Source organism: Amycolatopsis sp. NPDC004747, from assembly GCF_053601335.1.
The window spans coordinates 74,646-97,821 of record NZ_JBSGBQ010000017.1 but is presented as its reverse complement, the minus strand read 5'-3'; the positions used below and the strand labels follow the sequence as shown (position 1 = coordinate 97,821).

At 72.6% G+C, this 23,176-nt stretch carries 23 protein-coding genes; 8 read left to right on the top strand and 15 right to left on the bottom strand.

The genetic code is table 11. The annotated features are described in order from the left end of the window. The first annotated feature begins 46 nt into the window (after window positions 1-46). Entirely contained in the window at window positions 47-1,147 is a 1,101-nt protein-coding gene (locus tag ACWEGE_RS26750; protein ID WP_449663186.1) for a lipase family protein, read from the top strand. 42 nt (window positions 1,148-1,189) lie between these two features. Here the strand turns inward: ACWEGE_RS26750 and ACWEGE_RS26745 are convergent, their stop codons facing one another. From ACWEGE_RS26745 to ACWEGE_RS26720, 6 genes are read right to left on the bottom strand one after another with little or no spacing between them, the layout of a single operon-like run. Continuing rightward, window positions 1,190-1,885, bottom strand: coding sequence for an urease accessory protein UreD (locus ACWEGE_RS26745; RefSeq protein WP_449663185.1), 696 nt, complete (start codon window positions 1,883-1,885; stop codon window positions 1,190-1,192). Further along, a complete protein-coding gene (gene ureG, locus ACWEGE_RS26740; RefSeq protein WP_449663184.1) occupies window positions 1,882-2,577 on the bottom strand; it encodes an urease accessory protein UreG in 696 nt (231 codons plus the stop codon). Before ureG ends, ACWEGE_RS26745 begins: the two co-directional genes overlap by 4 nt. Next, on the bottom strand, window positions 2,567-3,238 hold the full coding sequence (locus ACWEGE_RS26735; protein ID WP_449663183.1) for an urease accessory protein UreF: 672 nt from the start codon (window positions 3,236-3,238) through the stop codon (window positions 2,567-2,569). The genes ureG and ACWEGE_RS26735 overlap by 11 nt, the downstream gene beginning before the upstream one ends. Next, complete coding sequence (locus tag ACWEGE_RS26730) at window positions 3,238-4,953, bottom strand: urease subunit alpha (protein ID WP_449663182.1); 1,716 nt, start codon at window positions 4,951-4,953, stop codon at window positions 3,238-3,240. Before ACWEGE_RS26730 ends, ACWEGE_RS26735 begins: the two co-directional genes overlap by 1 nt. Beyond that, on the bottom strand, window positions 4,953-5,258 hold the full coding sequence (locus ACWEGE_RS26725; protein ID WP_378193812.1) for an urease subunit beta: 306 nt from the start codon (window positions 5,256-5,258) through the stop codon (window positions 4,953-4,955). The genes ACWEGE_RS26730 and ACWEGE_RS26725 overlap by 1 nt, the downstream gene beginning before the upstream one ends. An 8-nt stretch (window positions 5,259-5,266) precedes the next feature. Beyond that, window positions 5,267-5,569: an urease subunit gamma gene (locus ACWEGE_RS26720; RefSeq protein ID WP_020641633.1), complete on the bottom strand. Its 303-nt coding sequence runs from the start codon at window positions 5,567-5,569 to the stop codon at window positions 5,267-5,269. A gap of 289 nt (window positions 5,570-5,858) precedes the next feature. On the opposite strand from ACWEGE_RS26720, the gene ACWEGE_RS26715 reads away from it, so the two are divergent. Continuing rightward, window positions 5,859-7,007, top strand: coding sequence for a citrate synthase 2 (locus tag ACWEGE_RS26715; protein WP_449663181.1), 1,149 nt, complete (start codon window positions 5,859-5,861; stop codon window positions 7,005-7,007). Window positions 7,008-7,014: 7 nt separating this feature from the next. On the opposite strand, the gene ACWEGE_RS26710 is transcribed toward ACWEGE_RS26715, so the two are convergent. Together ACWEGE_RS26710 and ACWEGE_RS26705 are read right to left on the bottom strand one after the other, a co-directional pair. Continuing rightward, window positions 7,015-7,617 (bottom strand): TetR/AcrR family transcriptional regulator, encoded by a 603-nt coding sequence (locus ACWEGE_RS26710; RefSeq protein ID WP_449663305.1) that lies wholly within the window; start codon window positions 7,615-7,617, stop codon window positions 7,015-7,017. A 14-nt stretch (window positions 7,618-7,631) separates the two neighbouring features. Further along, window positions 7,632-9,326, bottom strand: coding sequence for an SDR family oxidoreductase (locus ACWEGE_RS26705; protein ID WP_449663304.1), 1,695 nt, complete (start codon window positions 9,324-9,326; stop codon window positions 7,632-7,634). A 216-nt stretch (window positions 9,327-9,542) separates the two neighbouring features. Here ACWEGE_RS26705 and ACWEGE_RS26700 point away from each other — a divergent pair, with 216 nt between their 5' ends. The 5 genes from ACWEGE_RS26700 to ACWEGE_RS26680 are packed head-to-tail and all read left to right on the top strand — an operon-like array spanning window position 9,543 to window position 14,348. Continuing rightward, the gene (locus ACWEGE_RS26700) at window positions 9,543-10,382 is read left to right on the top strand and encodes an ABC transporter ATP-binding protein (RefSeq protein WP_449663180.1); all 840 of its coding nucleotides are present in this window, start codon (window positions 9,543-9,545) and stop codon (window positions 10,380-10,382) included. Next, on the top strand, window positions 10,379-11,188 hold the full coding sequence (locus tag ACWEGE_RS26695; RefSeq protein WP_449663179.1) for an ABC transporter permease: 810 nt from the start codon (window positions 10,379-10,381) through the stop codon (window positions 11,186-11,188). The genes ACWEGE_RS26700 and ACWEGE_RS26695 overlap by 4 nt, the downstream gene beginning before the upstream one ends. Continuing rightward, on the top strand, window positions 11,185-12,345 hold the full coding sequence (locus ACWEGE_RS26690) for a sensor histidine kinase (RefSeq protein WP_449663303.1): 1,161 nt from the start codon (window positions 11,185-11,187) through the stop codon (window positions 12,343-12,345). The genes ACWEGE_RS26695 and ACWEGE_RS26690 overlap by 4 nt, the downstream gene beginning before the upstream one ends. After that, on the top strand, window positions 12,342-12,962 hold the full coding sequence (locus ACWEGE_RS26685; RefSeq protein ID WP_449663178.1) for a response regulator transcription factor: 621 nt from the start codon (window positions 12,342-12,344) through the stop codon (window positions 12,960-12,962). Before ACWEGE_RS26690 ends, ACWEGE_RS26685 begins: the two co-directional genes overlap by 4 nt. 45 nt (window positions 12,963-13,007) lie before the next feature. Further along, window positions 13,008-14,348, top strand: coding sequence for a serine hydrolase domain-containing protein (locus ACWEGE_RS26680; protein ID WP_449663177.1), 1,341 nt, complete (start codon window positions 13,008-13,010; stop codon window positions 14,346-14,348). Window positions 14,349-14,390: 42 nt separating this feature from the next. Here the strand turns inward: ACWEGE_RS26680 and ACWEGE_RS26675 are convergent, their stop codons facing one another. After that, window positions 14,391-14,708, bottom strand: coding sequence for a hypothetical protein (locus ACWEGE_RS26675; RefSeq protein ID WP_449663176.1), 318 nt, complete (start codon window positions 14,706-14,708; stop codon window positions 14,391-14,393). A gap of 203 nt (window positions 14,709-14,911) precedes the next feature. Here ACWEGE_RS26675 and serC point away from each other — a divergent pair, with 203 nt between their 5' ends. Next, window positions 14,912-16,036: a phosphoserine transaminase gene (gene serC / locus ACWEGE_RS26670; protein WP_449663175.1), complete on the top strand. Its 1,125-nt coding sequence runs from the start codon at window positions 14,912-14,914 to the stop codon at window positions 16,034-16,036. On the opposite strand, the gene ACWEGE_RS26665 is transcribed toward serC, so the two are convergent. The 6 genes from ACWEGE_RS26665 to ACWEGE_RS26640 form a co-directional block, all read right to left on the bottom strand. Further along, window positions 16,029-17,246 carry a glycosyltransferase 87 family protein gene (locus ACWEGE_RS26665; protein ID WP_449663174.1) on the bottom strand — a complete coding sequence of 406 codons (1,218 nt, stop codon included), beginning with the start codon at window positions 17,244-17,246 and terminating at the stop codon, window positions 16,029-16,031. The two genes, serC and ACWEGE_RS26665, sit on opposite strands and share 8 nt — an antisense overlap. A gap of 47 nt (window positions 17,247-17,293) precedes the next feature. Further along, a complete protein-coding gene (locus ACWEGE_RS26660) occupies window positions 17,294-18,817 on the bottom strand; it encodes an amidohydrolase family protein (RefSeq protein WP_449663173.1) in 1,524 nt (507 codons plus the stop codon). Between the two features lie 763 nt (window positions 18,818-19,580). Beyond that, entirely contained in the window at window positions 19,581-20,786 is a 1,206-nt protein-coding gene (locus ACWEGE_RS26655) for an ABC transporter permease (RefSeq protein WP_449663172.1), read from the bottom strand. Next, window positions 20,783-21,469 (bottom strand): ABC transporter ATP-binding protein, encoded by a 687-nt coding sequence (locus ACWEGE_RS26650; RefSeq protein WP_449663171.1) that lies wholly within the window; start codon window positions 21,467-21,469, stop codon window positions 20,783-20,785. The genes ACWEGE_RS26655 and ACWEGE_RS26650 overlap by 4 nt, the downstream gene beginning before the upstream one ends. Next, complete coding sequence (locus ACWEGE_RS26645) at window positions 21,466-22,560, bottom strand: peptidoglycan-binding protein (RefSeq protein ID WP_449663170.1); 1,095 nt, start codon at window positions 22,558-22,560, stop codon at window positions 21,466-21,468. Before ACWEGE_RS26645 ends, ACWEGE_RS26650 begins: the two co-directional genes overlap by 4 nt. After that, complete coding sequence (locus tag ACWEGE_RS26640; RefSeq protein ID WP_449663169.1) at window positions 22,557-23,096, bottom strand: hypothetical protein; 540 nt, start codon at window positions 23,094-23,096, stop codon at window positions 22,557-22,559. Before ACWEGE_RS26640 ends, ACWEGE_RS26645 begins: the two co-directional genes overlap by 4 nt. Window positions 23,097-23,176 lie beyond the last annotated feature (80 nt).

The following is a 23,176-nucleotide window of genomic DNA, read 5'->3' as shown; positions in this document are numbered from 1 at the left end:
TCGATTACCACAGTGTGCCGATCTCACCGAACAGCCGGAGGCAACGATGCTTCGTCGGTTAGTGGTCGCCGTCGCGCTCCTTTTCGTGACAGCCACCCCCTCCGCACACGCGGATCCGGGCGTCCTCCTGGAACAGCAGCCGACGACGGTGTTCGTCGGCCCGTTCCCGGCCCCCGTCAAGGCCTGGCACCTGCTGTACCGCTCGACGTCGGCGACCGGCGAGCCGAACGCCGTCTCCGGCACGCTGCTGGTGCCGCCGACGCCGTGGCTGCGCGGCGGCCCGCGACCGCTGGTCACCTACGCGGTCGGGACGCACGGCCTCGGCGACCAGTGCGCGCCCTCGAACCTGCTGGCCCACGGGGTCGAGAACGAAAGCGCGCTGCTGGCCCAGGCGCTCACGCAGGGCTGGGCGGTCGTCGTCACCGACTACGAAGGGCTCGGCACGCCGGGCACGCACACGTACGCGGTCGGGCAGTCCGAAGGCCGCGCGGTGCTCGACGCGGCCCGCGCCGCGGCGCAGGTGACCGGCGCCGGGCTGTCCCCGGCCGGTCCGGTGGGCGTGTTCGGCTACTCGCAGGGCGGCCAGGCGGCCGCGTGGGCGGCCGAGCTGCAGGCCACGTACGCACCTTCGCTGAACGTGGTCGGCGTGGCGGCCGGCGGGGTCCCGGCGGACCTGAACGCGGTGTTCGCGGCCAACGACGGCGGCGCGGCGTTCGGCCTGGTCCTCGGCGCGGCGACGGGCTTCGCGGCGGCGTACCCGGACGTGCCGTTCGCGTCGATCCTGAACGACCGCGGCCGCGAGGCGGTGGCCCGCGTGTCGAAGGCGTGCACCATCGAGCTGGGGGCGGCGGCGCCGTTCGCGCACCTGCAGGACTTCGTGACGGTGCCGGACCCGATCCACGACCCGCGCTGGCAGGCCCGCCTGACGCAGAACCACCTGGGCACGACCGCACCCAAGCCGCCGGTGTACCTGTACCACGGAACGCTGGACGAGCTGATCCCGTTCAGCGTCGGAACGGCACTGCGCGATCGCTGGAACTCCCTCGGCGCGAAGGTGACGTGGCAGGAGTTCCCGCTGCTGGAACACATCGGCGGGGTGTCGATCGGCGGCCCGGCGGCGATGACCTGGCTGGGCACGAAGTTCTGAGAACTGTCGGTGGCCCCCGGTAGCGTGGAAAACGGGGGCTGCTCAGAACGGGCGGAGCGCGGTGACCGCATCCGGCGCGAGGGAAGTGGTGAGGGTGCCGCCCGCAGCGAGGGGGCTGCGGGACCACCACTCACCCGACTCCGCCGGGAGCTCGGGCCCGCCGACCACCAGGTCCGTGGCCAGCACCCGGCGGCCCGCCAGCACCGCCAAGCTACCGTCCAACCCGGAGTCCCCGACCGGAAGCGTCTGCCGGAGCACGGGCACCCCGGCCCGGACCACGTCCAGCGTGGTCACCAGAGAACCCGCGCTCTCCCCGGCGCGGCCGAGCACCAGCACCTCCCGGGTGTGCAAGTACGCATCGGCGGCCAGCGAAGCCCGGAAGACCGCGCGGTGCCGCGCCCGCGCGGTCACCACCGTCGGCTCCGGCAGGTACTCCAGCGAACCGCCCGCTTCGACCACGACTTCCACTGTGGACAGAGAGCTTTCACCGTGCAGGCCGGGCAGCGCCAGGGTCGCCGCCACGCCGGACACCCGGAGGGACGCCCCGGGGCCGACGTGGATCGACAGGGTCAGGTCGTCCCCACCCAGCGGCGAGGTCGCCGAGTTGACCAGGTGCACCACCGCCGTCGACCCGGACCGGCGGCGCGGGAACAGCGTCAGCGGCGCCATCGAGCACAGCTCCCGCAGCACCGTGCGCGTGCCGTCGAAGCACGCGGTCAGCCGGGCGTGGGCCTTCACAGCAGGGAACGGACCCAGTCGGCGACCGCCGGCGCGTCCGGGGTGTCCACCAGGGACTGGGTGATCACCGGCAGCTCGCCGCGCATCCGGTGCGCGTCCGACGTCATCACCGCCATGTCCGCGTTCACCAGGTGGGCGATGTCGATCTTGTTGATCACCAGCAGGTCCGCCGTCGTGACACCCGGGCCGCCCTTGCGCGGCACCTTGTCGCCGCCCGCGACGTCGACCACGAAGATCTGGCTGTCCGCCAGGCCGCGGCTGAACACCGCCGTCAGGTTGTCGCCGCCGCTCTCGATGATCACCAGCTCGAGGCCGGGGAACTTCTCCTCCAGCCGCTCGACCGCGTCGAGGTTCGCGGTGATGTCGTCGCGGATCGCCGTGTGCGGGCAGGCGCCGGTCTGCACCGCCTCGATCCGCTCGGGGTCCAGCACGCCCGCGCGGCGCAGGAAGTCCGCGTCTTCGGTCGTGTAGATGTCGTTCGTCACCACGGCGAGGCGGATCTCGTCGCCGAGAGCGCGGCACAGCGCCGCGGTCAGCGCCGTCTTGCCCGAGCCGACCGGGCCGCCGATGCCGATCCGGTAGGCACGCCCGGCCGTCGGCGCCGCGTCGTAGTGGTCGGGTTCCGCGGCCGTCGGGTCGAAGTTCACTTCGTGGAAGTGGCCGTGACCGTGGCCGTGACCTTCAGCTGGCAAAGAGACGCACCTCTTCCTGGTGGTGCCGGGCGTGGGCCTCGGCGAACAGATCCAACGCGGGCGACCCCGGCGACGGCAGCGACGCCGGGTCGTTTCCCGCCACCGCCGCCGCGGCCGAACAGACCGAAGCGAGATCGAGCCGCGCCACGACCGCGTTGACGGCGAACGGATCCAGCCCCAGCAGCCGCACGGCCGCACTCGCCGGCCCGCTCACCGACAGGTAGGCGGCCGCCATGGCGGCGTCGTACGGCGAGCCACCCGCCACGCCGACCAGTGCGCCCAGCACGATCGGGTGGTGCGGCCGCGGCGTCTCGGCCAGCAACGCGTCGAGCACCGGTGACGGCCACGCGATCCGCCCCGCCCGCGCGGTCCCGCGGCCCTGCGCCCGGGACGCTTCCCGTTGCGCGAGCGACGGAGTGCGCGCATCCAGCTCACTGTCCAAAAGCGACCAGTTTCCCGGTCCGGCGGCGGCGTGCGCGGAAGCCGCGGCGAACACCGCCGCCAGGAAGCCCGCCGTCCGCAACCGGCCGGACAGGAACCCCGGCAGGTCCCGCACGGAAGTCACCAGCTTCCGCGCGACGACCTCCTCCAACCCGCCACTGTGGACGTGCCCGCCGCCGGGAAAACGGGAGTCCGCGAGGATCAGCGCCGAAAGGTCCATCAGAACAGGAAGTACCTCTGCGCCATCGGCAGTTCCGTCACCGGCTGCGGTTCGACCAGCTCGCCGTCGACGTGCACCGCGAAGCTGTCCGGCTCGACCCGCACGTCCGGCGTGGTGTCGTTGAGCACCATGTCCGCCTTCGTCCGCGCGCGCATGTTCGACACCGCGACCAGCGGCCGGGTGATGCCGAACGTATCCCGCAGTCCACTGTCCAAAGCGGACGGCGCCACGAAGTGCAGGCTCAGCGCCGCGCCGATGTTCGCACCGAACATCGGGCGCGCCATGACCGGCTGCGGCGTCGGGATGGACGCGTTCGCGTCGCCCATCGCCGCCCACGCCGGGAAGCCGCCCTTGAGCACGACGTGCGGGCGGACGCCGAAGAACTTCGGCTCCCACAACACCAGGTCCGCGAGCTTGCCGACCTCGACCGAGCCGATTTCGGTCTCCATGCCGTGCGCGATGGCCGGGTTGATCGTGTACTTGGCGACATAGCGGCGCGCACGCAGGTTGTCGGCCGCGCCGTCGCCCGGCAGCGCGCCGCGGCGGCGTTTCATCACGTGCGCGGTCTGCCAGGTCCGGATGATCACCTCGCCGATCCGGCCCATCGCCTGCGAGTCGGAGCTCATCATCGAGATGGCGCCCATGTCGTGCAGCACGTCCTCGGCGGCGATCGTGGTCGGCCGGATGCGGCTCTCGGCGAAGGCGAGGTCCTCGGGCACCGACGGGTTGAGGTGGTGGCAGACCACCAGCATGTCGAGGTGCTCGTCGAGGGTGTTGGCGGTGTGCGGGCGGGTCGGGTTGGTCGACGACGGCAGCACGTTCGGCAGCGAGACGACCTGGATGATGTCCGGCGCGTGCCCGCCGCCGGCCCCTTCGGTGTGGTAGGCGTTGATCGACCGGCCACCGATGGCGTCCACAGTGGACTCCAGGAAGCCGGCCTCGTTCAGCGTGTCCGTGTGGATGGCCACCTGGACACCGGCTTCGTCGGCGACGGTCAGGCACGCGTCGATGGCGGCCGGCGTGGTGCCCCAGTCCTCGTGGAGCTTGAACCCGCCGGCACCGGCCGCGAGCTGCTCGCGCAGCGCCTCGTGCCGGACCGTGTTCCCCTTGCCCAGCAACAGGACGTTGATCGGGTAACCGTCCATGGCGGACAGCATCCGGCCGAGGTTCCACGCGCCGGGCGTGACGGTGGTGGCCTTCGTGCCCTCGTTCGGCCCGGTGCCGCCACCGACCAAAGTGGTCAGCCCGGCGGCCAGCGCCGTGTCGACGAGCTGCGGGCAGATGAAGTGGACGTGGCAGTCGATGCCGCCCGCGGTGAGGATCTTGCCGTTGCCGGACAGCACTTCGGTGGACGGCCCGATGACCAGGGCCGGGTCGACACCGTCCATCGTGTCCGGGTTGCCCGCCTTGCCGATGCCGACGATCCGGCCGTCGCGCACGCCGACGTCGGCCTTGACGACGCCCCAGTGGTCGAGGATCACCGCACCGGTGATGATCAGGTCGGGCGCGCCCTCGGCCCGGGTCGCCGTGCCCTGGCCCATGGACTCGCGGATGACCTTGCCGCCGCCGAAGAGCACCTCGTCGCCGGAGCCGCCGGAGCCCATCGAGCGGTCTTCGGTGACCTCGATCAGCAGGTCGGTGTCGGCGAGCCGGATCCGGTCGCCGGTGGTCGGGCCGAACAGCTCGGCGTAGCGCTCGCGATCGATCTGCGGCATCAGAAGTCTCCAGCGAATTCGGACCGCAGACCGGGCACGCGCCGCGCTCCGGCCAGTGGAACAAGATCGACTTCGCGTTCCACGCCCGGCTCGAACCGCACCGACGTCCCGGCCGGGACGTCGAGCCGGTGGCCGCGGGCGGCCTCCCGGTCGAACTCGAGGCCCGGGTTCACGGCCGCGAAGTGGTAGTGGGAGCCGACCTGCACCGGCCGGTCGCCGAGGTTCCGCACCAGCAGCCGGACGCGGGCGCGGCCGGGGTTCAGCTCGACCGGCTCCTCGCCGGGGATGATCTCGCCAGGGCGCATCCTGCTCCTCACACGATCGGGTCATGCACGGTGACGAGCTTCGTGCCGTCCGGGAAGGTGGCCTCGACCTGCACGGAGTCGACCATCTCGGGCACGCCGTCGAGCACCTGCGCCCGGGAGAGCACGGTCCGGCCGCTGGCCACCAGCTCGCTGACCGTGCGGCCGTCGCGGGCGCCTTCGAGGACGTGGTCGGTGATGAGCGCGACCGCCTCGGGGTAGTTGAGCCGGACGCCGCGGTCCAGCCGCTTCCGCGCGACGTCGGCCGCCACGTGGATGAGCAGCTTGTCGCGCTCCTGCGGGCTGAGGTGCATGCGCTAGGTCTATCACCCGAAACGCGGCGGCGCCTGGTTCGGAAACACAGGATTTACCTGGGCTTCGTCACACTGAGTGGTGAAAATTCTCCGGCCTGGCCGGACGTGTGACTGAATCGTTCTCGTAATCGTGACCGAAACCACCGCTTCTTTCGATTGCCACTGGCCGGTCAAGAGAGCAAGGTCTATCCATCCGTGCGATGTGGCGCGCGTTCCGTGCGCTTCCTCCAACCGCGCGACCAGCACCAACCAGCCGGGGAAAAAGCGCACCGAAAGGTCCCGCGAAACAGTGACTACCTCCACGATCAGCAAGCCTCAGCCGTCCGGCCAACCCGACGACGGCTTCCGACCGGGTCTGGAGGGCGTCGTCGCCTTCCACACCGAAATCGCCGAACCCGACCGGGACGGCGGTGCCCTGCGCTACCGCGGCGTCGACATCGAGGACCTCGCCGGCAAGGTGACCTTCGGCGACGTCTGGGGCCTCCTCGTGGACGGCCGGTTCGGTCACGGCCTGCCGCCCGCCGAGCCGTTCCCGCTGCCGGTGCACACCGGTGACGTCCGGGTGGACGTCCAGGCCGCGCTGGCCATGCTCGCCCCGATCTGGGGGTACCGCCCGCTGCTCGACATCACCGACGAAGAGGCCCGCGAGCAGCTGGCCCGCGCCTCGGTGATGGCGCTGTCCTACGTCGCCCAGTCGGCGCGCGGCATCGGCCAGCCCGCGGTCCCGCAGACCCGCGTCGACGAGGCCCACTCGATCACCGAGCGGTTCCTCGTCCGCTGGCGCGGCGAGCCCGACCCGGCGCACGTCAAGGCGCTGGACGCCTACTGGGTGTCGGCCGCCGAGCACGGCCTCAACGCCTCCACCTTCACCGCCCGCGTCATCGCCTCCACCGGCGCGGACGTGGCGGCGGCCATGTCCGGGGCCATCGGCGCCATGTCCGGCCCGCTGCACGGCGGTGCCCCGGCGCGCGTGCTGCCGATGATCGAAGAGGTCGAGCGCACCGGCGACCCGGTGGGCCTGGTCAAGGGCATCCTCGACCGCAAGGAACGCCTGATGGGCTTCGGCCACCGGGTCTACCGGGCCGAGGACCCGCGGGCGCGCGTGCTGCGGCGGACCTGCCAGGAGCTCGGCGCGACCCGCTACGAGGCGGCCGCCGCGCTGGAGCAGGCCGCGCTGAAGGAGCTGCGCGAGCGGCGTCCGGATCACCCGATCGAGACCAACGTCGAGTTCTGGGCCGCGGTCATCCTGGACTTCGCCCAGGTCCCGCCGCACATGATGCCCGCGATGTTCAGCTCGGCCCGCACCGCCGGCTGGGCCGCGCACATCCTGGAGCAGAAGCGCACCGGGCGCCTGGTGCGGCCGTCGGCCAAGTACGTCGGCCCGGCGCCGCGCAGCCCGGAGGACGTCGAGGGCTGGGAGCTCGTCACCAAGCACTGACGCTTCTTCACGAACCGGCCGGTACCCCCGTGGTGCCGGCCGGTTCGTGCTGTGCGGTGGCGCCGAGCATGGCCGTGAGCTGGTCGACGAGCCAGGTGTCGAGGTCCTCCCGCGCGACGCTGCGTTCCTGGAGCCAGCTCAGCAGGGCACCCTCGACGACCGCCGTCCAGCAACGCAGCGTGAGCGACAGCAGCGGCGAGGGGTCGGTGACGCCGAGCGCGTCCAGGATCAGGGCCACCGCGCGGTTGCGGACCTCGTCGATCGCGGCGTCCGTCTCGGAGGTCGCGATCACCGACCCCGTGCGCAGCAGGGCGATGTACCCCGCGCGGTAGTGGTCGGCGACGTCGATCAGGCCGCGGACGGCCGCGCGCAGCCGCACCTCCGGCGGCCCCTCCTCGAGCCCGGCCAGTCCGTCGATCAGCCCGTCGGTGACCGTGCGCAGCGCCTCCACCTGCAGCTCGCGCAGGTTGGCGAAGTACCGGTAGAACAGCGGCCGCGACACCTCCGCGCGCGCGACGATGTCGTCCACGGTGACCAGTTCGGGTGCCCGCGAGCCGAACAGGTCGAGCGCGGCGCGGATCAGGTCGTCGCGGCGGGCCTGCGGCGACATCCGCCGCGGCCGGCTCACGGCGTCAGGTCCAGCTTCGCGGCCTTGCGAAGCAGGCCGGGTGTCAGCCGCGAGAGGACCAGCGCGACCTTCGCCTCCGGGGTGGACGGAGCGATCGCGATGTCCTTTTCCACCGCACGCAGGATGTCCCGCGCGACCCCCTCGGGACCGAACCCGCGCCGCGCGTACAGCTTCGAGCTCTCCCGCTGCCGACGGCGCTGCTCCTCTTCGGACACCCCGACGAACGTCGTCGTGCTGGTGATGTTGGTCTTGACGATGCCGGGGCACACCGCCGTGACGCCGATGTTGTGCGCCGCCAGCTCCGCCCGCAGGCAGACGCTCAACGTCAGCACGGCGGACTTCGTCGTCGCGTAGGCCGAGAGGATCTTCGACGGCAGGTACGCGGCCGCCGAGGCGAGGTTGACGATCTGGCCGCCTTCGGCGCGCTCGGCGAGCATCGGCGCGAACGCGCGGCAACCGTGGATCACGCCCCAGAGGTTGACGTTGATGACGCGTTCCCAGTCCTCGGCCGAGGTGTCGAGGAACGGGCCGGACATCCCGATGCCCGCGTTGTTGACCACGATGTCCGGGACGCCGTGGTTCTCCCGCACGTCGCGGGCGAAGCGGTGCACGGCCTCGCCGTCCGAAGAGTCCACTGTGTACTCGGCTACGCCGTGCTCTTCCAGCAGTTTCAGCGTTTCCGCGGCACTGGCCGGGTCGATGTCGGTGACGATGACGTCGGCACCCCGCTCGGCGAAGGCCAGCGCGGTGGCGCGGCCGATCCCGCTGCCCGCCCCGGTGACGACGACGAGCTTGTGCGCGAACGGCCCGGCGTCGACGCGGGCCCGGCGCAGCGCCCGGCTTTCGGTGCCGGTCTCGGCGTACTCGATCAGCTCGGCGGCCGCGGCGGCCACCACCGCCGGCCGCGCCCTGGTCACCCAGTGCGTCCCGACGATCCGGCGGATCCGCAGGTCGGGCACCCAGCGGGTGACCTCGGTCTGCAGCGGCGGGGTGACGTAGGCGTCGCCGGTCGGGGCCAGCACCTGCACCGGGACGTCGGCGGGCCGCGGCGCGGGCCGCGACAGCCGGGTGAACATGTTGGCGCGGTAGAGCTGGAGGCCGTGCAGGCCGTCGGACTTGTCCGGCGGCGCCGCGTCCGGCTCCATGCGCTGGATCTGCTTGCCCAGCAGCCCGGTGCGCCACAGCAGGTCCGGGATGACCGGGAGCTGGAAGGCGAGGATGTACCACGAGTGCAGGAACTGGTTCAGCGCGTTCTTGAGCCGTTTCGGCGTCGGACGGCGCAGCTGGGCGCGGAACCAGGCACCGGCGTGGTCGAGGCTGGGGCCGGAGAGGGACGTGTAGGAGGCGATCCGCCCGCGCAGCCCGTCCCCGGTGAGGGCGTGCCAGGTCTGGATCGAGCCCCAGTCGTGCGCGACCAGGTGCACCTTGCCGGCGGGCTGCACCTCGTCGACGACCGCGCGCAGGTCGTCGGCCAGCTGGTCCAGCCGGTAGGACGCGCGTCCCGACGGCTTGTCCGACCGTCCGGCCCCGCGGACGTCGTAGGTGACGACGCGGTGCTCCGCCGTCAGCCCGGCGGCCACCCCGTCCCACATCGAGCTGTTGTCCGGATAGCCGTGCACGAGCACGACCGTGGGCCCGTCGCTCCGGCCGTCGACGGTCACGGAGAGGCGGACACCGTCGCTGGCGGTCACCCACTTGTGAGACATTCTGTCATGTTAGACAAGTTGTCAACAGCGCGTTCACCCGCGCGGCGGTTCCGCGGGCTCGGATGTTCGGGTTTTTGCTTGTATGACAGCGTTTTCGTGGTTTCCCGTGGAACCAAGCCCCGGTGTCCACCGAACGGTGGACAGCCGGATTCAGCCGCCTGTTGGTCGGATCCGGCGGCGCGAGCGGCCAGGCTGTGCAGCATGACCACAGCAGTCAGCGTGCGCGGCCTGCGCAAGCAGTACCCCGGTCACCTCGCGGTGGCCGGGCTCGACCTGGAGATCGCCCAGGGCGAGGTCTTCGCCCTGCTCGGCCCGAACGGTGCCGGGAAGACCACGACCGTCGAGATCCTCGAGGGGCACCGGCGGCGGACGGACGGCGACGTCTCCGTGCTCGGCGAGGACCCCGGCAAGGCCGGCCGGGCCTGGCGGGCCCGGCTCGGCATCGTCCTGCAGACGGCGACCGACGCCGCCGAGCTGAGCGTCGCCGAGACCGTCCGGCACTTCGCGAAGTACTACCCCGACCCGCGCGACCCCGACGAGGTGATCGACAAGGTCGGGCTCACCGAGAAGGCCGGGACGCGCGTCAAGGCGCTCTCCGGCGGCCAGCGGCGCCGCGTCGACGTCGCGCTCGGCATCGTCGGGCGGCCCGAACTGCTCTTCCTCGACGAACCGACCACCGGCTTCGACCCCGAGGCGCGGCGGCAGTTCTGGACGCTGATCAGCGACCTCGCCGCCGAAGGCACCACCATCCTGCTCACCACGCACTACCTCGACGAGGCCGAAGCCCTCGCCGGCCGGGTCGCGGTGATCGCGCGCGGCGAGATCGTCGCCCAGGACACGCCGCAGAACCTCGGCGGCCGGGCGGCGGCCGAAGCCACCGTGCGGTGGGTCGACGAACGCGGTGAGCACGTCGAGCGCACCGCGTACCCGACCAAGCTCGTCACCGAGCTCTCGGCTGGGGGTCGAGAGCTCGCGGGCCTGACGGTGACCCGGCCGAGCCTGGAGGACATCTACCTGGACCTGATCGGAGACAAGGCATGAGCACGCTCGCGCTCCCCGGCCCGCTCGCCTTGGGGCTCGCCAGAGGCGGCACCGAACTGCGGCAGTTCTTCCGCAACAAGGAGCAGGTGGTCTTCACCTTCTCCCTGCCCGCGGTGCTGATGATCCTGCTCGGGTCCATCTTGGACGGTCCGACCCCGCTCGGCGGCGTCACCTCCGGCCAGCTGCTGGCGGCCGGGATGATCGGCTCCGGCATCGTGTCGACGTCGTTCAACAGCATCGCGACCGGCGTCTCGGCCGACCGCGAAACCGGTGCCCTCAAGCGCCTGCGCGGCACGCCGATGCCGCCGGCGTCGTACTTCGTCGGCAAGATGACGCTGGTCGCGGTGTCGAGCCTGGCCCAGACGGTGCTGATGGCCGCGGTCGCCACGCTGCTGTTCGGGCTGAAGCTGCCGTCCGACCCGGCGAAGTGGCTGACGCTGCTGTGGGTGTTCGCGCTCGGCATCGTCTCCTGCACGCTGCTCGGGATCGCGGTCAGCGCGCTCGCGAAGTCCACCAACGGCGCGGTCGCCATCGTGCAGATGCTCTACCTGGTGCTGCAGTTCATCTCCGGGGTCTTCGTCTCGCCGATCACGAACCTGCCGAAAGTTATGGTGGACATCGCGTCGTTCTTCCCGCTGAAGTGGATCTGCCAGGGTTTCCGGTCGGTCTTCCTGCCGGACGACGCCGTGAGGATGGAGATGGCCGGGACATGGGAACTGCCGCGGGTGGCGCTGGTGCTGGGGATCTGGTGCGTGGTGGGCGCCGTGCTGGCGCGGCTGACGTTCCGGTGGTCCGACGCGAAGTGAAGGACGCCTGGGACCGGTTCAACTGGCTCTGGGAGATCCTCTTCGCGGTGGCGTACCTGGCCACGACCCTGCTGGTACTCCTCGACCACGGCGACCCGGCGCGGACGGCGATCGCGGTCGGGGCGCTCACCGCGCTCGCGCTGGGCTACCTGCTGTGGGGCCGCCGGATCGTCCGGGACGACGACTCGCCGGCCGGGCAGCGGTGGGCGTTCGCCGTCACGGTGCTGGTGCTGGTCGGGATCGCCCTGTTCGCCCAGGAGACGTCCGGCTTCATCCTCTTCATGGCCTGCCCGCTGCTGTTCTCGACGCTGGAGTTCCGGCCGGCGGCCGTCCTCACCACCGTCGCGATCCTGCTCAACCCCGCGTCGACCGTCGTCAACCAGGGGTGGCGGGGCCCGACCCTGCACATCATGCTGCCGATGACGGCGATCCTGGTCGTGTTCGGCCTGCTGTGCGGCAAGTTCATCGGGCACGTCATCGACGAGAGCCGGGGCCGCGCGGACCTGATCGCGAAGCTGGAAGCGAGCCAGGCCGAGGTCGCCCGGCTCTCCCGGGAGGCGGGCACCGCGGCCGAGCGCGAACGGCTCGCCCGCGAGATCCACGACACGCTCGCGCAGGGCTTCACCAGCATCGTCACCCTCGCCCAGGCCATCGAGTCCGAATTGGACACCGACCCGGCGGCCGCGCGGCGGCACGCGGAGCTGGCCGCCCGGACCGCGCGGGACAACCTGACCGAGGCCCGCGCGATGGTCGCCGCGCTGGCCCCGGCGGACCTCGCCGCGGGCTCGCTGGTGGACGCCGTCCGGCGGCAGGCCGACCGGCTGGCCGAAGAGACGGGCCTACCGGTCGAGTACGAAGTGGACGGTGGGCTGCCCGCGCTCGGCACGGCCGGCGAAGTGGTCCTGCTGCGGGGCGCCCAGGAAGCGCTGAACAACGTCCGGCGGCACGCGGCCGCGTCGGCGGTTTCGGTGCGGCTGTCCGCTGTGGACGGTTCGGTGCGGCTGTCGGTGCGCGACGACGGCGCCGGTTTCGATCCCGGCCACGCCACCGGGTTCGGGCTGCGCGGGATGCGGTCACGGGCCGAGCAGGTCGGTGGCAGACTGAGCGTCCGGAGTGGCCCCAGCGGCACCGAACTCACCCTGGAGGTGCCGGCTTGATCCGCGTCATGCTCGTCGACGACCACCCGGTCGTCCGCGAAGGTCTCCGCGGCATGCTCGAAGCCGAACCGGACCTGACGGTCGTCGGTGAAGCGGGCTCCGGGGACGAAGCCGTCGCGCTCGACCGGGTCGCCGCACCCGACGTCGTGCTGATGGACCTGCGGATGCCCGGCCTCGACGGCGTCGGCGCGACCAAGCGGATCCTGCGCGAGCAGCCCGGCCGCCGGATCGTCGTGCTGACGACGTACGAGACGGACGCGGACATCCTGCGCGCGGTGGAGGCGGGCGCGTCGGGTTACCTGTTGAAGGACGCCTCGCGCGCGGAGCTGGCGAACGCGATCCGCGCGGCGGCGCGCGGGGAGACGGTGCTGGCGCCGTCGGTGGCGGGCAAGCTGGTCAACCGCGTCCGCAACCCGGAACCGCAGCCGCTGTCGGCCCGCGAAGTGGAGGTCCTCCGGCTGGTGGCGACCGGCGGCACGAACGCGGACATCGGCCGCGCGCTCCACATCAGCGAAGCCACGGTGAAGACCCACTTGCTCCGCGTGTTCGGCAAGCTCGGCGTCTCCGATCGCACGGCCGCGGTGACGACGGCGATGGCGAAGAACCTGCTCGGCTGAGGACCAGGACCTGCTTCGCCGGCCGGAGCGCGGCAGAATGCCCCCATGCTTGCCTCGACCGAACTCGCCCTGCTCCGCCGGATCGCCCACGAGCAGGCCGCCTGCCGGGCTCCGTCGCTGGTCGCCGCCGTGGTGCGCGACGGCGGGATCGTCTGGTCCGGTGGCCGCGGGCGGGTCGGTGGCGAAACCCCGGGCACCGACACCCAGTACCGGCTCGGCTCGATCACCAAGACCCTGGTCGCCACCGCCGTCATGCGGCTGCGCGACGAAGGCCTGCTCGACCTCAACGACCCGCTGGAAAAGCACGTTCCCGGCACGCCGTTCGGCGCCGCCACCGTCGCCCAGCTGCTGTCCCACACCTCCGGCCTGACGTCCGAATCGCCCGGCCTGTGGTGGGAGCGGACCCCGGGCGCCGACTGGGACGCGCTGGTCGGCAGCCTCGCCGAGGGCGCGACCAAGCACCGGCCGGGCGCGCGGTTCCACTATTCGAACGTCGGCTACGGCGTCCTCGGCGAACTCCTCGCCCGCCACCGCGGCAAGGACTGGCTTTCCGTGCTCGACGAGGAGGTCCTCGGCCCGCTCGGGATGAACCGCACGACCCCGCACCCGGTCGGCGCGCACGCGGAGGGCTTCGCCGTGCACCCCTTCGCCGACGTCCTGCTGCCGGAGCCGAGCCCCGACGCCGGCGCGATGGCCCCCGCCGGGCAGCTGTGGTCGACGGCGGCGGACCTCGGCCGCTGGACGGCGTTCCTCGGCGGCGAGACCGGCGGCGTGCTCGCCCCGGAAACGCTCGGCGAGATGCGGACCATGGTCACCGTCGACGACACCGACGTCTGGACGACCGGGTTCGGGCTCGGCCTGATGCTGGTGCGCCACCAGGGCCGCCGGTTCGCCGGCCACACCGGCTCGATGCCCGGGTTCCTCGCCGTGACGCTGGTCGACCCGGCCGCGCAGACCGGCGCGCTGGTGCTCGCCAACTCGACGTCCGGCGTCGGCATCACGCAGCTCTGCCTCGACCTCATCACGATGACCGACGAGCTGGAGCCGCGGCTGCCCGCCGAGTGGCTGCCGTCCGCCGTCGACCCCGGGCTGCTCGCGCTGACCGGGCTCTGGCACTGGGGCCCGACCCCGTACCACCTGCGCATCCAGGGTGACGGGCTGCTGCTGCTCGCGCCGGTCGAGGGCGCCGGGCGCGGCTCGCGCTTCCGCGCCACCGACAAGGACACCTACGTCGGCCTCGACGGCTACTACGCCGGCGAGACGCTCGTGGTGGGCCGCAACACCGACGGCGTCGCCACCCACCTCGACCTGGCGACGTTCGTCTTCACCCGCACGCCGTACGACCCGGCCGCGCCGGTGCCGGGCGGTGTCGAGGGCTGGCGCTGAGACCGGGCCCCGCTCGCACCCCCAGGGTGGCGAGCGGGACCCTCAGCTCAGGGCGGCCGTGCCCGCCGCGTAGGCGACGGCGGCGGCGAACCGGTTGGCGATGCGCTTGCCCTCGCCCCAGTCGAAGAGGCCGAACTTCAGCTTCGTCAGGACGGTCAGCGTCGAGCCACCCTCGGCCGGGACCACCGACGCGGTGATCTCCTGGCCCCAGCTCAGGAAGCTCATCCCGGTGCGGCAGGAGACGAACCCGCGTTGCGAGTCGTAGAACGGACCCTGTCCGCCGATCGCCGCGACCCCGGCGGGGAGCGCGTTCCACAGTGCTTGCGGCGGCGCCGGGAAACTCTGCTGCACAGTCGTCACGGCCGGGCACGCTACCGGCGGTCCCAGGGGGCGGTAACCGTGTTTTTACCCCCACCGCGGTGCTGCCCGATGGCGTATCCGCCGCCGTCCGGAAGGCCGTGGGCCGCTCATCCGGCGGCGCGGCCCGCCGGCCGCCGATTCCACATGCCGGACTCCCGGCCACCTGCGTTACCTGCCTTGTCCCGACCTGAGAGACTGGCCACATGACCGACGCTGAGTTGACCATCCCCGCCGACCTCAAGCCGGCCGACGGCCGCTTCGGCTGCGGCCCGTCGAAGGTCCGCGCCGAGCAGCTGAGTGCGCTGGCGGAGTCCGGCTCCACCTACCTCGGCACGTCGCACCGGCAGAAGCCGGTCAAGTCCCTCGTCGGGCGCGTCCGTGCCGGTCTGTCCGAGCTGTTCTCGCTGCCCGAGGGCTACGAGGTGATCCTCGGCAACGGCGGCACCACGGCGTTCTGGGACGCCGCCGCCTTCGGCCTGGTCCGCGAGCGCGCGCAGCACTTCACCTACGGTGAGTTCTCCTCGAAGTTCGCCACCGTGACCAAGGGCGCGCCGTTCCTGGCCGACCCGATCGTCGTCAAGGCCGAGCCGGGCAGCGCCCCGGACATCGCCTACGAAGCCGGCGCCGACCTGGTCGGCTGGGCGCACAACGAGACGTCCACCGGCGTGGCCGTGCCGGTCCGCCGTCCGGAAGGCTCCGAAGGCGCGCTGGTCGCGATCGACGCCACCTCCGGCGCCGGCGGCCTGCCGGTCAAGGCCGAGGACTTCGACGTCTACTACTTCGCGCCGCAGAAGTCGTTCGCCGCCGACGGTGGCCTCTGGATCGCGCTGGCCTCCCCGGCCGCGGTCGAGCGGATCGGCGAGATCGGCGGCAGCGACCGCTGGATCCCCGAGTTCCTGTCGCTGACCACCGCGCTGGACAACTCCCGCAAGGACCAGACGTACAACACCCCGGCCGTGGCCACGCTGTTCCTGCTCGCCGAGCAGATCGAGTGGATGAACGGCCAGGGCGGCCTCGCCTGGACGACCTCGCGCACGAAGGACTCGTCCTCGCGGCTGTACGAATGGGCCGAAAAGACGAGCTACACGACGCCGTTCGTCAAGGATCCGGAGCTGCGCTCGCAGGTCGTCGGCACGGTCGACTTCAGCGACGACGTCGACGCCGCCGCGGTGGCGAAGGTGCTGCGCGCCAACGGGATCGTCGACACCGAGCCGTACCGCAAGCTGGGCCGCAACCAGCTGCGCGTCGGCCTCTTCCCGGCGATCGACCCGGACGACGTCACCAAGCTGACGCAGGCGATCGAGTACGTGGTCGAGCGGCTCAGCTGACCTGAGGCTCCTTGGAGGGGACCTCCGCCGCGGCGGAGGTCCCCTTTTTCGTGCCGAGGCGCCGGGCGCCGAACGCGGCGAGGGCCAGCAGCGCGAGGCCGAACAGCTCGTAGGACTCGGTGGCCAGCCACCAGCCCGCCGACGGCGCCGGGCGCGGGGCGAACCACATCGGGCCGGCGATGAACAACGCCAGTCCCGCGACGACGACCGCCGCCGCCACCCACCGGACCGCCCGGTCGAAGCGCCACGCGTACCACCCGGCGAGGACCAGGACCGGCACGCACCACGTCCAGTGGTGGGTCCACGAGATCGGCGAAACCAGCAGCCCGCCGAGCGCGCAGGCGGTGAGCCCGAGCACCGGCTCGGCGGCGCGCACGACGATCACCGCGACCACGGCCATCACCGCCACTGCGGCCAGCACCCAGCCGAACTCCGGCAGGCCGGCACGCACGGTCAGGCCGTGCAGCGACTGGTTGCCGACGTAGTCGACCCCGCCGATGCGGCCCGCGTCGAAGACGAGCTTCGTCCAGTAGGTGAAGGACGCCGACGGCCGGATCAGCCACAGCAGCGCCCCGGCCGCCACGAACCCGGCGACCACGCGCGCAGCCGAACGGAAGTCGCGGCGGCACAGGAAGTAGACGACGAAGACGGCCGGCGTCAGCTTGATCGCCGCGGCCACCCCGATCAGCAGGCCCTTCGTCCGCTTCCGCTCGCCGGGCAGCAGGACGTCGAGCACGACCAGCACCATCAGCAGCGCGTTGATCTGCCCGAAGCCCAGCGTCGAGCGCACCGGTTCGAGGAGGGCGCCCGCGAGCTGCGCGCCGATGGCGACGAGCGCGGCGACCACCCGGCCGTTGACCTTCGTGGGGTCGGTCAGGGAGCCGTTGAGCGTGGCGGCGTAGAGGTACGCCACCACGCCGGTGGCGAGGATCGACGCGATGCTGACCAGCTTCATCGTCACCGCGAACGGCAGCAGCGTGCCGGGCAGGAACACCGCCGCGGCGAACGGCGTGTAGGTGAACGGCAGCAGGATCTGGTGCGTGGTCGGCACCCAGGCGTCGTACGGCGAGCCCTGCTCGGCCAGCGCCTTGGCGCCACCCAGGTAGACCTCGAGGTCGAGGCCGTCGAACCGCTTGAGCACGAGCACGAGGACGACGGCGGCGATCTCGAGCACCGCCAGCGACCACCCCAGTCTTCGCCCAGTGAGCACGCGTCCCCCTCGAACCAGGTCTCCGACCGGCCGAGATTACCGGGCGCTCAGCAGCAGCTGTGCACCGGCAAGCGCACTGACCTGGCGTTCACGCCGGTGGCGGGCCGGCTCGCGGCGGCTTCGGCGTCGGCGAGCAGCTTGTCGAGCGCGGCCCGGTCGAGGACGCGGCCGTCGGTGACGACGGTGTCGATCCGCCGGACCGCGCGGATGTCGGCGAGCGGGTCGGCGTCGAGCAGCACCAGGTCGGCGACCTTGCCGGGGGTGATCGTCCCGGCCGTGTCCGCCCGGCCGACGAACGCGGCCGCGTCGCGGGTCACGGCCTGCAGCACCTGTCGCGGGCCGAGGCCGGCCTGCACGAGGAAGTCGAGCTCGTCGTGCAGGCTGAAGCCCGGGTAGACGTACGGGTTCTCGCAGTCGGTGCCGCCGAGGATCCCCACGCCGGCGCGGTGCGCCTCCCCGACCAGCTGCAGCTGCGTGTCGAAGTAGGCGTCCTGCTGGGCGATCTGGTCGGGGGTGGCGGGCGCGAACAGGGTCAGCCGGTCGGCCCAGTAGTCGAGGATCTCCTGCGGGATGTACTTGTTCCGCGGATCGTGCGCGAACGCGTCGGCGGGCCGCGAGATGACCCGGTTGACCGCGAAGGTCGGGCTGAGCCTGCTGCCGAGGGCGTTGAGACCCGCGAAGTGGCGGGCCGCCGCGGCGGGGTCGTGGGCCTGCGCGGCCTGCCGGTCGAGTTCGCGGGCCAGGTTGAAGAAGTCACGCGGGGCGTTCGGGTCGAACGGCGTCGCGTCGAGGCGGGCGAGGAACTCGTCCCGCCGGCTCGAGGTGGCGATCGGCAGCCCGAAGAGGTGCTCGAAGCTGCGCTGCCCGGCCCGGGCGGCGTCGAGCACGCGGGTCCGGTACGGCCAGTGCCCGGCGAAGGGCAGGCCGTGGCGGTGGCATTCGTCGGCGATCGCGGCGAAGACGTCCTTCGGCAGGTAGAAGTACACCTTGACGAAGTCCGAGCGCTGCGCGACGGCGGTCCGGACGGCGGCGCGCGCCTCCTCGGCGTTCGAGATCCGGAGGGCGGGCGGCCCGAGCAGGGACACCGGGCCGTCGAGGATCGAGCTGGCCAGCACGACCCGCGGGCCGAGCAGCTCGCCGCGGGCGATCCTGTCGCGGGTGACCCGGTTTTCGTCGTAGCCCTGCATCTCGCGGATGCCGGTGACGCCGTTGGCCAGGAACAGCGGCGGCCACACCTGCTCGTAGTCGATGCCGTGGGTGTGCAGGTCCCACAGGCCGGGCACGAGGTAGCGGCCGCGGCCGTCGACGACCCGGGCGCCCCCGCACCGAGGTACCCCGGCGGACGGCCCGACCCAGGCGATCCGGTCCCCGACCAGCACGACGGCGGAGTCCGGCCGAGCCGGGCCATCGGTGCCGTCGATCACGGTGACCCCGCTGAAGACCACGACCCCACTCCCGGCGGCGGCGGCCTCCTGGGCGAAGACGGCGGGAGCCACCCCGGCGGCGGCGAGCCCCGCGCCCGCAGTCGCCAGCCACCGCAGGAAATCTCGCCGGTTCGCCTCGATTCGCACTCCCCGCCCGCCCTTCGATCGGCTCCCTCCCGCCCATCCAACACCCGGCGGGCGGAGTGGGAGACCTTCCAACGTGCTGGATAGCGGAGAAGGAGTAACCGGCCGCCGGGCGGTTGTGCATGCTCGAACGGCCTACGCGGACGAGCGCGCCAAAACTGTCGGTGCCCGCCGGTAGAGTCGAAAACGGGGGGCGCCCCGGCGGCCCCGGGCCCGCTGCCTTCCGACCGGCGAGCCGGGCCGGCCTCCCGACCACGGCGACCAGCACCGCGACACCAGCCCCGCCCACCGGCGCCCGCGGGCGAGCGGAGCCGGTGACCCCGACACCCACCCGGCCGAGCCGACGCCCCAACACCCGCGGCCGAGCCGGGCCGACGCCCCCAACACCCGCGCGGCCCAGCCGGGTCGGCGACCCCAACTCCCGCGCGGCCCAGCCGGGTCGGCGACCCCGACACCCGCGCGGGCAGGCCGAGCCAACGCCCCAACACCCACCCGGCCGAGCCAGGCCGACGCACACACACCCGCCCGGCCCACCCGAGCCGACGCCCCCCAGCACCAGCGCGGGCAGGCCGAGCCGACGAACCCACCACCCGCGCGAGCGAGCCGAGCCGACACCCCCACCATCCGCCCGGCCCACCCGAGCTGACACCCCCAACACCCGCCCGGCCCAGCCGACGCCCCCACCATCCGCCCGGCCGAGCCGAGCCGGCGCCCCACCCGCGCACCCGAACCGGGTCCCCCAACCCCCACCCGGCCCGCGGGCCCCTCAGGCCAGCGCCTGCGTAGGCGCGAGCCGAGCCGCCCGCATCGCGGGATAAGCCCCCGCCGCCGCACCCACCAGCGCCGCGACCCCGACCCCGCCCGCCAGCGCCCCGACCGGCAGCACCGCGGGCCACCCCTGGCTCAGCGCGTACCCCGCCGTCACCAGGACTCCGGCCAGCACCCCCGCGAGCCCGCCGAGCCCCGACAGCAGCACCGACTCCGCCAGGAACTGGCCGCGGACCTGCCGCTTCGTCGCCCCCAACGCCCGGCGCAGGCCGATCTCGCGCCGGCGCTCCAGCACCGAAATCACCATCGTGTTCGCCACTCCGACGCCGCCGACCAGCAGCGCCACCCCGCCGAGCCCGAGGAACAGCGCGCTGTAGGTCGTGTCCGTCAGCTTCTGCGCCGCCAGTGCGTCCGACGGGCGCCGGACCTGGACCTCGTTGGGGGCCTTGGGGTTCAGCGTCGCCGCCAGTACCGAGCGCACCGCGTCGACCGCGGACTCCTGCGCCCGCACGTACACCGTGGACGGATGGCCGTCGAACCCGAGCAGCCTCTTCGCGACGTCCCAGCCGACCAGTGCCGAACGCTCGACCTCCGGTGCCAGCGGCATCGGCGCGAGGATGCCCACCACGGTGAACCACTGCGCCCCGATCAGCACCTGCGGCGGCCGGGCCGGGTCGAGGTGGTCGATGCCCAGCCGGGCCGCGGCCTGGGACCCGAGCACCGCCACCGGGTAGTTCTGGTTGCCCGCGGCCAGGAACGCACCCGCCCGTACCTTGCCGCCCAGCACGCCGAGCAGGTCCGGCCGCGCCGCGTACACCGCCAGCCCCGACGTGTCGTCCGCGGCGATCTTGTCGCTGCGGCGGACACTCGCCGACGTCGTCCCGGTGCCCGCGGCCGCCTGCACCGGCCCGATCCGGCGGGCCATCGCGACGGCGTCGTCCGGCAGGGTCGCGTTGTCGCCGAACAACGTCTGGCCCGGCCCGGCGGTGAGCAGGTTGGGGCCGAGCGCGGCCAGCCGGTCGTGCAGCGCCTGCGCACCGGACGCCGGGATCGCCAGCACCGCCACCATCGCGGCGACGCCGATCGCGATGCCCAGCGCGGACAGCACCGCGCGCACCGGCCGCGTGCGCATGCCGTGGGCGCCGAGCGCGACGACGTCCGGCGGCTTGAGCCGGGCCGGTTCCGGCAGCTTGACCATCGTCATCGCGCACCCACCAGGCCGGTGTCCAGCCGCAGGTGCCCGTCGAGCAGCTCGATCCGGCGCGGCATGCCCGCCGCGATCTCGCGGTCGTGGGTGATCACGACGATCGTGGTCCCGTCCGCCGACAGCTCGCCGAGCAGTGAGAGCACGGACGCGCCGGTGCCGGTGTCGAGGTTGCCGGTCGGCTCGTCGGCCAGCAGGATCGACGGCTCGTTGACCACGGCCCTGGCGATCGCGACGCGCTGGCGTTCGCCACCGGAGAGCTCGCCGGGCCGGTGCCACGCCCGGTGCCCCAGCTTGACGCGGTCGAGCGCCGCCAGTGCCTGCGCGCGCCGCCGTCGCCGCGGCACCCCGGCGTAGAGCAGGCCGGTGCACACGTTGTCCACCGCACTCATCCCTTCGTCGAGGAAGAACTGCTGGAACACGAACCCGATCCAGCGCGAGCGCAGCGCCGAGACCTTGCGGTCGGGCAGCGCGGCGACGTCGTGGCCGTGCAGCTCGATCCGCCCCGACGACGGCCGGTCGAGCGTGCCCATCAGGTGCAGCAGGGTGGACTTGCCGGACCCGGACGGGCCGACGATCGCCGTCATCTCGCCGTCTTCCAGCGAGAGCGAGACGCCGTCGAGCGCGGCGACCCCGCCGGGGTAGGTGCGCGTGACCTCGTGCACGCGCAGCACGGGCGTCACGACGTCGTCACCACCCGCATGCCCGCGGCCAGGCCGGTGCCGGTGACCTCGACCTTCCCACCGCTGAACAGTCCGGTTTGGACGGCGATCAGCCGTCGCTGCCCGTTCTCGTCGACCTCGACCGCGTACCCGCCTTCGGCGAGGGCCAGCAGCGCGCCGACCGGGACCGCGAGCACGCCCTGGTGGACGTCCTTGGTGAACCGGACGGTGGCCGGAGCCGAGTCGAGGCTGCCGCCTGCCGCCGGGTCGTCGAGCCGGACGGTCACGGTGATCTTCGGCTTGCCGTCGTCCTGGCCCGCCTGGTCCTTGCCCTCGACCGCGGTCCGCCCGACGTCGGTGATCGTGCCCTGGGTCGCCTTCCCGTTGATCGTCACCGACGCCTTCGCGCCCTGCTGCGCGAGGCCCTGCTTGGCCGCGTCGAGCTTGACCTGCACCAGCCGGACGGTGCCGGTCGTCTTGAGGATCTCGCCCTGGGCGGGCGCGCCGGGTTTGGCCGCCAGTGCCGAAACGCGCAGCTCGCCCGCCGACAGCACGACGTCGCCCTGGCCGAACGCGCCGGTCTCCGCCAGGCCGAGGGACTTCTGCCACTTCTTCAGCGCGGCCGCGGTCGCCGCGGTGAACTTCTTGTCCGGCGTGCCGAACCCGCCGAAGCCGCACGCCTTGAGGTTCTCCTCCAGCTGCTTGACGTCGGCACCGTCGTCCGCGCCGGTGGCGAGGTCGCGGTAGAACGGCAGCGTGCCGTAGAACAGCGGCACCGGCTTCGCGTCCACTCCGTACACCGGCTTGCAGCGGGTCAGGGTGGCGCCGACGTCCGGCAGCGACGTGATCGTGCCGGGCTTGCGGCCCGCGACGACCGATTCGTCGCCGTAGCCGAGGGTGCCGTCGGCCTCTTCTTCCTCGCTCAGGTCGGTCTTGGCCACCTCCGCGGTTTCGACGGCGGGCGGCGCGGCCTCCTTGACCGGCGTCGCGCTCGACACCCGCGTCAGGATCACGACCGAGCCGGTGCCCAGCACCACGACCAGGACGGCGGCCGCGACGAACCAGCGCGTCCGGCCGCGGCGGCGGGGCTTGAGGTGGGTCACGTCGTTCACTGGCCCGCCCTCGAGCTGATGCTCATGCCGAGCCCGCACGCCTTGGCGGCCTCTTCGAACTTCTTCGGGTCGTCGCCCACCCCGCCGATCCGGGTGGCGCCCTTGCCGCTCGGGTCCGGGTCCGGCATGTCGATGCCGTGGTCCCGCATGCACTTGGCGTCCTTGCGCATCTTGTCGAGTTCCTCGGCGCTCGGCGGCTTCATTTCGCCGCCGTTGGGCATGAGGTGCTTGCACGCGGTCTGCGCGGCGTCGAGCTTCGAGGTGTCGCCGTCCTTGCTGCCCAGGGTGACCGCCATGCCCTTGCCGTCGCCGGCGGGCTTCGGGTCGGGCATGTCGACGCCGTGCTCGCGCATGCACTTGGCGAAGTCCCGCATCTTGTCCTCGTCGCTCTTGCCGCTGTTGTCGGCCGCGGTCGGCCCGCCCGTCTTCGGCGGTGTCGAGATCGAGGCCACCTTCGACCCGTCGTCGCTCTTCGCGCCGCAGCCCGAGAGCAGCAGGGCTGCCCCGATCGCCGCGACGACGATCCGTGTCCGCATCGGCTCGCTCCTTTCGTCCGGATGGGTGCCAGGTCTACGGATCGGGGGATTCGGGCGCGCTAAGCGACGTCGCTTATGCG

Coding starts and splice junctions, on each gene's coding strand:
- ACWEGE_RS26750 (WP_449663186.1), top strand. CDS start 47: ATGCTTCGTCGGTTAGTGGTCGCCGTCGCGCTCCTTTTCGTGACAGCC.
- ACWEGE_RS26735 (WP_449663183.1), bottom strand. CDS start 3,238: ATGGACCTTTCGGCGCTGATCCTCGCGGACTCCCGTTTTCCCGGCGGC.
- ACWEGE_RS26730 (WP_449663182.1), bottom strand. CDS start 4,953: ATGCCGCAGATCGATCGCGAGCGCTACGCCGAGCTGTTCGGCCCGACC.
- ACWEGE_RS26725 (WP_378193812.1), bottom strand. CDS start 5,258: ATGCGCCCTGGCGAGATCATCCCCGGCGAGGAGCCGGTCGAGCTGAAC.
- ACWEGE_RS26720 (WP_020641633.1), bottom strand. CDS start 5,569: ATGCACCTCAGCCCGCAGGAGCGCGACAAGCTGCTCATCCACGTGGCG.
- ACWEGE_RS26710 (WP_449663305.1), bottom strand. CDS start 7,617: ATGTCGCCGCAGGCCCGCCGCGACGACCTGATCCGCGCCGCGCTCGAC.
- ACWEGE_RS26700 (WP_449663180.1), top strand. CDS start 9,543: ATGACCACAGCAGTCAGCGTGCGCGGCCTGCGCAAGCAGTACCCCGGT.
- ACWEGE_RS26695 (WP_449663179.1), top strand. CDS start 10,379: ATGAGCACGCTCGCGCTCCCCGGCCCGCTCGCCTTGGGGCTCGCCAGA.
- ACWEGE_RS26680 (WP_449663177.1), top strand. CDS start 13,008: ATGCTTGCCTCGACCGAACTCGCCCTGCTCCGCCGGATCGCCCACGAG.
- serC (WP_449663175.1), top strand. CDS start 14,912: ATGACCGACGCTGAGTTGACCATCCCCGCCGACCTCAAGCCGGCCGAC.
- ACWEGE_RS26655 (WP_449663172.1), bottom strand. CDS start 20,786: ATGACGATGGTCAAGCTGCCGGAACCGGCCCGGCTCAAGCCGCCGGAC.
- ACWEGE_RS26640 (WP_449663169.1), bottom strand. CDS start 23,096: ATGCGGACACGGATCGTCGTCGCGGCGATCGGGGCAGCCCTGCTGCTC.